Annotated in this window: 7 protein-coding genes and 2 pseudogenes; 2 read left to right on the forward strand and 7 right to left on the reverse strand. The window is 38.8% G+C overall.

The annotated features are described in order from the left end of the window. Positions 1-290: 290 nt before the first annotated feature. Positions 291-1,247, forward strand: coding sequence for a transposase (locus FE394_RS13750; protein ID WP_319926937.1), 957 nt, complete (start codon positions 291-293; stop codon positions 1,245-1,247). 49 nt (positions 1,248-1,296) lie between these two features. Here the strand turns inward: FE394_RS13750 and zorE are convergent, their stop codons facing one another. From zorE to zorA2, 3 genes are read right to left on the reverse strand one after another with little or no spacing between them, the layout of a single operon-like run. Then, entirely contained in the window at positions 1,297-2,388 is a 1,092-nt protein-coding gene (gene zorE, locus FE394_RS13755) for a type II Zorya anti-phage system protein ZorE (protein ID WP_319926938.1), read from the reverse strand. A 3-nt stretch (positions 2,389-2,391) separates the two neighbouring features. Then, complete coding sequence (gene zorB2, locus FE394_RS13760; protein ID WP_319926939.1) at positions 2,392-3,099, reverse strand: type II Zorya anti-phage system protein ZorB2; 708 nt, start codon at positions 3,097-3,099, stop codon at positions 2,392-2,394. 6 nt (positions 3,100-3,105) lie between these two features. Continuing rightward, positions 3,106-4,758, reverse strand: coding sequence for a type II Zorya anti-phage system protein ZorA2 (gene zorA2, locus FE394_RS13765; protein WP_319926940.1), 1,653 nt, complete (start codon positions 4,756-4,758; stop codon positions 3,106-3,108). A 1,206-nt stretch (positions 4,759-5,964) separates the two neighbouring features. Between zorA2 and FE394_RS13770 the strand changes: the two genes are divergently transcribed. Continuing rightward, positions 5,965-6,309 (forward strand): SIR2 family protein, encoded by a 345-nt coding sequence (locus tag FE394_RS13770; RefSeq protein WP_319926941.1) that lies wholly within the window; start codon positions 5,965-5,967, stop codon positions 6,307-6,309. A gap of 4 nt (positions 6,310-6,313) precedes the next feature. On the opposite strand, the pseudogene FE394_RS13775 reads toward FE394_RS13770, so the two are convergent. From FE394_RS13775 to FE394_RS13790, 4 genes and pseudogenes are all read right to left on the reverse strand, one after another. Continuing rightward, positions 6,314-7,081 (reverse strand): annotated as a pseudogene (locus FE394_RS13775) (IS630 family transposase); the annotation flags it as partial. A gap of 192 nt (positions 7,082-7,273) precedes the next feature. Further along, positions 7,274-7,555, reverse strand: a complete 282-nt coding sequence (locus FE394_RS13780; RefSeq protein WP_319926942.1) for a hypothetical protein — start codon at positions 7,553-7,555, stop codon at positions 7,274-7,276. Further along, a pseudogene (locus FE394_RS13785) lies at positions 7,524-7,730 on the reverse strand (terminase small subunit); the annotation flags it as partial. The pseudogene FE394_RS13785 and the gene FE394_RS13780, both read right to left, overlap by 32 nt. Positions 7,731-8,221: 491 nt before the next feature. Beyond that, complete coding sequence (locus FE394_RS13790; protein WP_319926943.1) at positions 8,222-8,764, reverse strand: KilA-N domain-containing protein; 543 nt, start codon at positions 8,762-8,764, stop codon at positions 8,222-8,224. Positions 8,765-8,785: the final 21 nt, after the last annotated feature.

The raw sequence follows: 8,785 nt of genomic DNA on the forward strand, positions 1-8,785 counted from the left end.
AGAATGTTTGCCGAGATCAAGACCAATAAGCGTAACGTTTTGCATGATGACCTTCTCCTGAAAGAAACACCCTGCCAGCATACCGCTCACAGGGTGGTGGGGACCATCTTGTATCTTTAAACTGGTTTATTATGGTTAAGTTAGATTGGCAACAATCATGCAGTCAGATAACCATCAAGGGATTAAGCCCGTTAATGAGCTTTCGACGCATGATTGTTACTTTTCTTCGAAAAACCCGAACAGTTGCTTGAAACAAAATTCGCATTTGCAAGAATGGGAGCCGAAGAACCATGACTGAAACTATTTGTGTCGGTATTGATGTTGCCAAAGCTTCACTTGAAATTGCACTTGGTGCTCAGGGAACCGTAATGACATATCCAAATACCCCTGAAGGCCATGATGAACTCACGGTGACACTCGCTAACTATGCAATTGATTTAGTTGTATTAGAAGCAACAGGGGGTTATGAGGTACCCGTCGCCTGTGTTTTGCAGACTCTGGGGCTGGCTGTTGCCATCATTAATCCCCGACAAGCCCGTGACTTTGCTAAGGCAATGGGTAACTTAGCCAAAACCGATAAAATAGATGCTCAGGTGTTGGCACAGTTAGCTCTGGTTTTATCCCAACGAACAGACCGGGATAAAATAGCCAGGATATTACCATCTACTCAGCAACGGGCGCTGCAAGCCATGATGGCGCGTCGCCGCCAATTGGTCACACTTTCCATCTCAGAACGCCAAAGGTTGGGAAGTTGCCATCCAGAAATTCGAGAAAGCATCACCTTAATGATCAGCTTCATACAGGAACAGCTTAAGGTCATTGAGTCTGCATTATCTAACCATATAAAAACATTTCATCGCGCCAAACTTGATTTATTATCTACAGTAAAAGGCGTTGGTCCTGCCACGATAGCCACTTTGATAGCTGATGTACCGGAGCTGGGTAAGTTAACACGCCGGGAAATTAGTGCCTTGATTGGTGTCGCACCGTTCAATCGAGATTCTGGATTCTTCCGAGGGAAACGAACAATTTTCGGAGGAAGAGCAATGGTGCGTCGAATGCTCTATATGGCCACGTTAACGGCAATTAGATTTAATCCTGTGCTCTGTGCTTTCTACAAGAGATTGACCGAAGCAGGCAAGCCAAACAAAGTCGCCATCATTGCTTGTATGCGTAAATTACTGGTCATTCTCAATGCAATAATAAAAACAAATAAACCGTGGGACGAATCATTCCACACGGTTTAAAGTGAAAGACAGTTGCTCATCAGCTTAGGTCTGAGCTGATATAAAAAGGTTAAAATATAACCCCAGACTGTATCTGTTTAATGAGTTCACCGACGGTAAATATTTTCCACCCTTCTGCTTGAACTTCAGTTAAGTTCACGGCAATTTTTAGTGTGGGCCACGCTGCTTCTACGGTTGCAATAATTTCATGCTCGGAATTTTGCAAATCCAGCCCAAGAACCGGCTGCTTGCATCCTTTATGCTGCATGATATTAATATCGCCATGAAGCGATGGATCAGTGAGTTCATAAATTTTTTTCCAAGAGTCAACTTTTAATAAACCTTGCTGGGAGCGCAGGCGCTGAATAATTTCCATTTCAGATTGAGCGACAAACATCCCCTCATGGAAAGGTTGTTTCCGATGACAATCTTTGCAAAGGACATGCAGGTTTTCAGGCGAATTATCATACTTTACACCATTTTTATGATGCACATCGCACAGATAACGTGAAGAGTTCAAGTCCACCCCGCAATCGTTGCAGATATAATTTGCTTGTTCTCGAGTAATCTTGGAAATATCTTTCCAGTTATTCACATAACCACTATTTGCTCTGTCATGAATCCCTTTCGGCATATGACGAAAGCAGGTGCTGTAATGTGAGAAAAAATCATTTAAAGAGAATGAGTTAAAGGAAATTCTTTTTTGTTGTTTATCAATGCTGCCCTTGTAATTAAGCCGCTCAAGGCAGTTCATGCAAACTCTTAAGTCAACATCCTGACTCCGACCTGATCCGTCATCAATCTCAAAGAAACCATCAACACGATTTGTTGCATGATATCGCTCAAATCGATTTTTTTTGCGCATTTCATCCAACGTCTTGCACCAGGCAATATGAAATCGTTTCCCTTTCTCACCATTCTCAGTGGCCGCATCATAACGTCCAGTATGATCACGGATATATAAAAGTACCTGACGACCCTGATAGGAAATTAAACCGCTACCGGGATCAAGATCGGCAATACTGACTTCTTTACCTGTAGAGAGTTCTATATCAATAGGGTCAAAAACAACAGGTTTTTCATCCAGAAAAAAGCCAACGCCTTCCGGCATCATTTTTTTTCCCAGTTGAATCAGCTCAGAAATATCAATAGATAGTTTCATCAATTACTCCTGAATGATTCGACGGATTTGCAACTCTGCGTTAGTCACTACTTTGAAAGTAACGCGCCGAGAACGGTTAGGGTTTTCCTTGCCAGATTTATCAAGGATGGGGTGTGCTGAAGAGTATCCGACAGCTGCAAATTTATTTTTTACCCATTTTTGGTGAGCGGCACTTTCTTTTAAATCGTACACATATTGTAGTACTGCTCGTGTGCGTCCCTGAGATAGCTCCATGTTGTTAAAGTAAGCGTAATCAGAATTTGAAGTACCGTTCCAGTCTGTACTGGTATGTCCTTCAATGCGTACTTCTGTAATATGCTCCTGATATTTATCAAGAACTCTGAGATAACGAGGGAAAAAATCATCAAGAATCTGTTTAAATCTTGGTTTAAGTTTTGTGCTCCCTAAGCCAAATAAAACATCGGGTGATTTAAAACGAACCTCAAGAGTTTGTTTATCAATTTCTGCATCCCAGGCAGCTAACTCTTTTGCAAACTCAGCCTCCAACGCGTTGTAGAGTTGAAGTTGAGCGTTTTCATAGGAGACCGCGACTTCTCTTATTTTTTCTTTCTCAATGCGAACATAATGCATATAGGCAATAGAAATAAACATAAACACCATCATCAGACCAGCCATCAAGTCTGACATGGAAATCCAGTGTTCATTATCCTGCTCTTTTTTTGGGGGCAGTTTGCCAATGATTTTATCCATTAGCTATTACCTGCGGTTTTGTTGAGCAGAAAGTAATGATTGTAACTGTCCCATGATAGTTTGGTAATCTTTTAGGAGCCGTTCGTAGTTGCCAACGAAACCCTTACTGATAGACAGAAGAGCATTCCCCAGCGACTGCATCTCACGATTCATTTCGCGTTCGGTTGCCTGTTCAAAAGCATGTAATTGTTCGTTAATGGAACTGCCAAATTTCTCGATGGATTCTTTTACCTGGGATGTCAAACCTGCGTTTGCTTTATCAAATGAAGTTTGCATGGAGCCGAACATATTATCAGCATTGCTGGATAATTGTTGATTAAATTTTTCACCTGTTTTACTGAACATATCAATAACATTGGTGGTATTTTGTTCCATGTTACGATGCAACTCTCTGGAATGAGACTCCAGTGATTTCAGCAAATCATCACCACTTTGTTTCATCTCAGTAATGGTCTCTCCCAGAGTGTTAGTCAGGGTTTCAGAGGAATTGCTGACGTCATGTGCCATTGCAGCAAAAGCTTGCTGTGTTTGAGTAACAGATTGTCTGAAACCTTCCGTGCCTTCATCGAGGGCAACCCGCATGGAATAAGCATTGGTGAGTATTTGCTGGCTAGTTTGTTCAAGCGAGGCGCTGACATTCACAGCGCCTAGTTTTAACAACTCGCCTACTTCAGTCATTTTAGTTTGAATTTCAGGTAAAACATTTGTTGCTTTATCACGTATAGCTACGAAAGTATCCAGATGTTGTGAGAGTTCACTAATTTGATGCTGGTTTACTTGCAGGACATCACGTAGCTCAGACATTGCGAGCGGGATCTCTTTACACTCTTCCCAGATCCCTGCGACTGCTGTACGGGTTTCAACTAAAGACTCTACACTTTGTTGATATTGCTCAGTCATTTGCTCAACTTGGTTTTTATAGTTTGCCTGCCAGTCAACCAACTTTTTAACCGAGGCATCCAATGCTTTAAAGTTTTCGCCAAACTGGTCTGTTAAATTATTATTGAAATCAATAATAACCTGTCTAAGGGCATCAATAATTTGTTCTGTTGCCCCCTTAGCCATTAATTCAGCAAATTGTTGCAATTGTTCCCATAGTTTATTGCTAAAGTCAGTATGATTAGATATTTGTACACGAGAAGTATCATTGATTTCATTACGCAATAATTTAATTTGTGCAACAAGAGAGCCTTCTTCACTTCCGTTCATCCCAGAAATTAATTTTTCCAGATGTTGATTTTGTTCTTTTAACTCTCGATGGATATGCTCTGGTGTGATTGATTCAGGTTCACTTATTTCTAGTCTGTCTCGTTTATTAGCGAAAAAGAAAGCATCTAAGCCATTAAACAGGATTGCGAAGAACATACCAATAATACTGGTAATAAATGCTGTTTTGAGTCCTCCCAGTAACACTGGAATACTGGTGTCGATACTCTCTGTATTAAAATGAAGCAAGCCAATGATAATACCGATAAATGTACCCAATATACCCAGCGCTCCCATTAATGTTGGAGCATACTCACGAAATTTACTATAAATGTTTTTATGATCGCACCACCATGCACCACAAAATATAAAAATAACGGCCCAGATAAAAATGTTTGTTACGAGAGTGGAGTCAATTGATTGAAAAAAATATTCAAAAAGCTGAGCTAACATTGTGCTTCCTGTGATAATCGTGCATTAGTAGTATTGGTGTTAATCTTGTAAAACACCATGTTAATATTGTGGTTTTATAACCACCGAATTTACGATGATTATATCAAAATCATTAAAAACATAAATGATTTCCATCATACTTCATCAAGCTAATCTGCTGTATTTCCAGCTATCGTACTAATCTTTTACTTATTGTGGCAGTCTGCTTGTGAAGACACCTGCTCATCTACTTTTGCTATAACTCAAAGCATTCCTTTACTGGTCATGCTTTACTAGAACTTGAGCTATGCTGTAGTGAGGAAAAAAGGACATTTTCCAAGCGGATTTCTACTTTCGTTTTTCATAGAAATATTCCTATGTTGGAGCGAAAAAATCTGTGAATATTTCGAAGGATGAGTACAAGTCCACCATAAAGGTTATTATTATATCTATAACATATTAACGAAAGTGAAATGAAGCAGCTATGGCAGTCATTTTACAGAGCAAGATCTATGAGCATTTTTTAATCTTAAATTGTATGCAATGAAACTTGTGTTCAGATGGATATTATTCAATTTGGTCCTGCTAAAGTATCAATCAGTGTTTCATTTGCATAGTTAGGTTAAAAATCAGTCTTTCATCCTTCCCTTGAGTCATTTTATAAAATAATCACAAGGAGTCATTATTACTAATATATGTGATTGTTTAAATTGAGGGTATCGTATGTCTACATTGAGAATAGGTATGGATATTCAAGAACTTGCCTCACAGTTCAAAAATCACCTTGTTTTATTTATTGGGTCAGGTTTTAGTTTACGATACCTGAAGAATTCATTTAACTGGAATGGATTGCTTCAACACGCATATTATGAGTTAACAGAAAATAAATAAATATACTTAGATATTAAGTCTAAAAAATATATAAATGGAGAGTGTAAGTATGAAAAAATAGCCACTGAAATAGAAAAACCATTTAATGAGAATCTGCAAAATAATAGGGAGGGTAGATTGAAATAAATAAATAAATAATATTTTTTATGAAAACATGAATAATGAAACAAATTAAAGTAGACTAAAAATATATATAACTAAGTTATTAAAAGATAAAATTATAATAGATGATAAACAGTGTGAACTCAATGAATTTCTTAAGATAAGGAAAATATAGGTTAAATAATAACCACCAATTATGATAAGTTAGTGGGGAAAATATTTTAATTCTAGCCTTTGATTGGAAATAATATTCTTTTAAGTCATCCGTATGGCTCTGTTTATAAAATACATAGCTGTATTAGTAGTTCAGATGATATAATTATCATAAAGGAAGATTATAGGTTATTTGAATATAAATATGATTTAATACGTGCTCAATTATTATCATTACTCATACATAACCCTATCATTTTCTTTGGTTATAGTGTAAGTGATTCAAATATACAAAAAATGTTAAAAACAATATTTCCCTATGTTTCCAGTAACACTGAATTATCTAAGAAAATAAGAGATAATTTCTTATTGGTAGAATATGAGGAAAATTCAACATCTGAAGCTATGGTAGAGCATGATAAATAAGTTTTCATAATAGTGATACACTCATTTTTATCATCCCGGGTTTTTGCTGTTGTAATGAAGTGGTTTCCATGAAGGCTTTGACATGTTTAAGCAATTGCCACATAAATTGACAACAGTGGTTTCGTGTCACGGTTTCATGCAAGGATTGCCACAGACATTCAATTTTATTCAACCAAGGGGAATAAACCAGTAAAAAGAGAAGATTAAATTTAGGATTTTTTGCCAACCAAGCCATTACTTTCCGACTTTTATGAATACAATAGTTATCTAAAATCAACGTGATTGTCTTAGCGTCAACGTATTGATGATTAAGTTCATTTAACAGTCTAATAAATCAGAGTTCTTTTTTAAGCCGCCGATATAAGTAATTTCTTTCGTTTTCGCATTGAGGCAGCCCACAAAATCGTGTTTTTGGTTCTTTCCGGGGGTCACAATACGCTTTTGCTGTCCCTTGAAACACCAATCTGCCCCGATTTTTGGGTTCAGATCGATATCCACCTCATCCTCATAAAAAACCAGATGTTGCTCTGAGGCTTTGGATAAGTCTTCGGTGATTTTTGCCATTTTTTCATCATGTTCAGGATCAGGTAATCTTAAGGTGGGGGCGGCCCTTCGCCAGACCATTCCTGCCCGACAAAAATAGCGATAGAGTGTACTTTGAGAGAGATATATTGAGTAATACATTGATTTAATGAGTAATAAGTTCAAGACTCCAACATGAACGGAGATAGCCAAACTGTTGTGGCGAGTGCTGTAATAAGAAAGTAATCAACCAGTTGCAAATCAAAATCATCTGAGTCTCTCGGCTCTTTGTAATGACCACCACCAGAGAGGTTTTCCCGTTTGTCACCCGCCAGTTGATGATTTCCTTTGCTGTAAATAACCGGATGTAGGGACGACCTTTCTCCGCCTCTGATTGAATAACTGAACCTGAAAAATCACTCAATAGACCTGCTCGCCCACGCTACAATACTTGAGACAACGAATCACGTATCATTTGTGTTAGCGGCTGCCCTTCACCATCAATATCGGTTTCCAAATATTCAACCCCGCCTGAGATATTGATTTTGACTGGCTTACTAAATGCAATCCCCAGTAACCCGCTCAGTGTACGCCCTGTCGCATTGATAAATGATGCCCGGAGTAAATACCGCTCATAGCGCTTATTGTTTGGATCATCCCTGTCTTTTTTATCTGCCGGATGCCTGAATCGCAATATGGGTAGCGTTGATGCCGACCTCTTCATTGCGCCCGGCTTTGAATTCAGTAATGCGTGATTGGATGCCAGGTTTTGACAGGTTCTCAGACGCAGTGCGGTTTGCAGTCTTATCGCTGTACCCCGCACGAATTGCCGCTTGTGTGGCGTTCAAATCAACGAGGTACTCGCGACAAAACATCTCTTGTTTGTCGGTGAGTGCCATTTCATTATCCCTATATAGTAAAAAACCACCCGGAGGTGGTTAGTTATACAATTTTCAAATTTTTATCATACTCAAAAACTATAAAAACCAGTGTATAAACTTTAGCTTATAAAGCCCATAGGATGACAAAGCTAAGCCACATACTGGAATAATAATAGAGAGTGGAGTAGCACGTACTCCTTTCTGTAGGTCAATCCAGACGGTAGCAACAAGAGAAATCAGACAGACAGCACCAAGCAATAGTAATAAAGCGACCGCTGGTAGTATCACCATTCCCATACACAAAACTCCCTTTCTTCATTAATATCATTGGAGTTTCAGTCTACTTTACACTCAGATCACTGTCAGCTTCTTTACCTTATTTAGCATATTCAACTGGTTCAATTTATATGACCCGCTATCTCAGCCAGACCACACCCGCCTAAAACCGACACAAAACTCTATCAAGCACCCGTTTGGGGATGCTTTGGAGAATTTTGTAAGATCAATCCTTATGTCGTACCTTCCATGATTGAAACCATGTCAGGGTCCATTTGCGCAACAATATTCTGTCGGGTATCAGCTAGCATCTTCTTGCGTCCACCAACGCCCCATTGATTCATCTTGCAAACACAGACGCTTACCTCTTGCTTTTCGCTTGCAATGAGTAAATCAATCCTATTAAGCATGGTCATATTCGATATGCCGTTAAGTGTTGCCTCACGGAATGTTTCATATACGCTGATTTCGAACTCGGGTTTAATCCATGCTGCATAACGAATTGCTAAAAGTTCAGCGCCCCAAACACCTTGGTCACTACCACCATTAACAACTTTAAGTGATTGATTTTCTTTCAGACGACTTTTTTGTTTTCTGGAGTCCAGTGCTGAGACGAATCTTTTTATTGATGCGTTGCGAATAAATTTATTTGGGAGCTGCGATTCTATTGCTTCACCTTTTAATACTGCCGCTGCGTGTAGGTCATTAAGGCTGTATCGCCCTGCTTTATCCACACGAACAGATACGCCATTAACAGTTACCGTTGGATATTTCATTCGTAGTTCCTTTTAGAAAAC

It is taken from the genome of Xenorhabdus littoralis (assembly GCF_033949345.1).
Taxonomy (GTDB): domain Bacteria; phylum Pseudomonadota; class Gammaproteobacteria; order Enterobacterales; family Enterobacteriaceae; genus Xenorhabdus; species Xenorhabdus littoralis.

Bases quoted from the DNA above. Each gene is read 5' to 3' on its own strand.
- FE394_RS13750 (WP_319926937.1), top strand. From the start codon at position 291: ATGACTGAAACTATTTGTGTCGGTATTGATGTTGCCAAAGCTTCACTT.
- zorE (WP_319926938.1), bottom strand. From the start codon at position 2,388: ATGAAACTATCTATTGATATTTCTGAGCTGATTCAACTGGGAAAAAAA.
- zorB2 (WP_319926939.1), bottom strand. From the start codon at position 3,099: ATGGATAAAATCATTGGCAAACTGCCCCCAAAAAAAGAGCAGGATAAT.
- zorA2 (WP_319926940.1), bottom strand. From the start codon at position 4,758: ATGTTAGCTCAGCTTTTTGAATATTTTTTTCAATCAATTGACTCCACT.
- FE394_RS13780 (WP_319926942.1), bottom strand. From the start codon at position 7,555: ATGAAGAGGTCGGCATCAACGCTACCCATATTGCGATTCAGGCATCCG.
- FE394_RS13790 (WP_319926943.1), bottom strand. From the start codon at position 8,764: ATGAAATATCCAACGGTAACTGTTAATGGCGTATCTGTTCGTGTGGAT.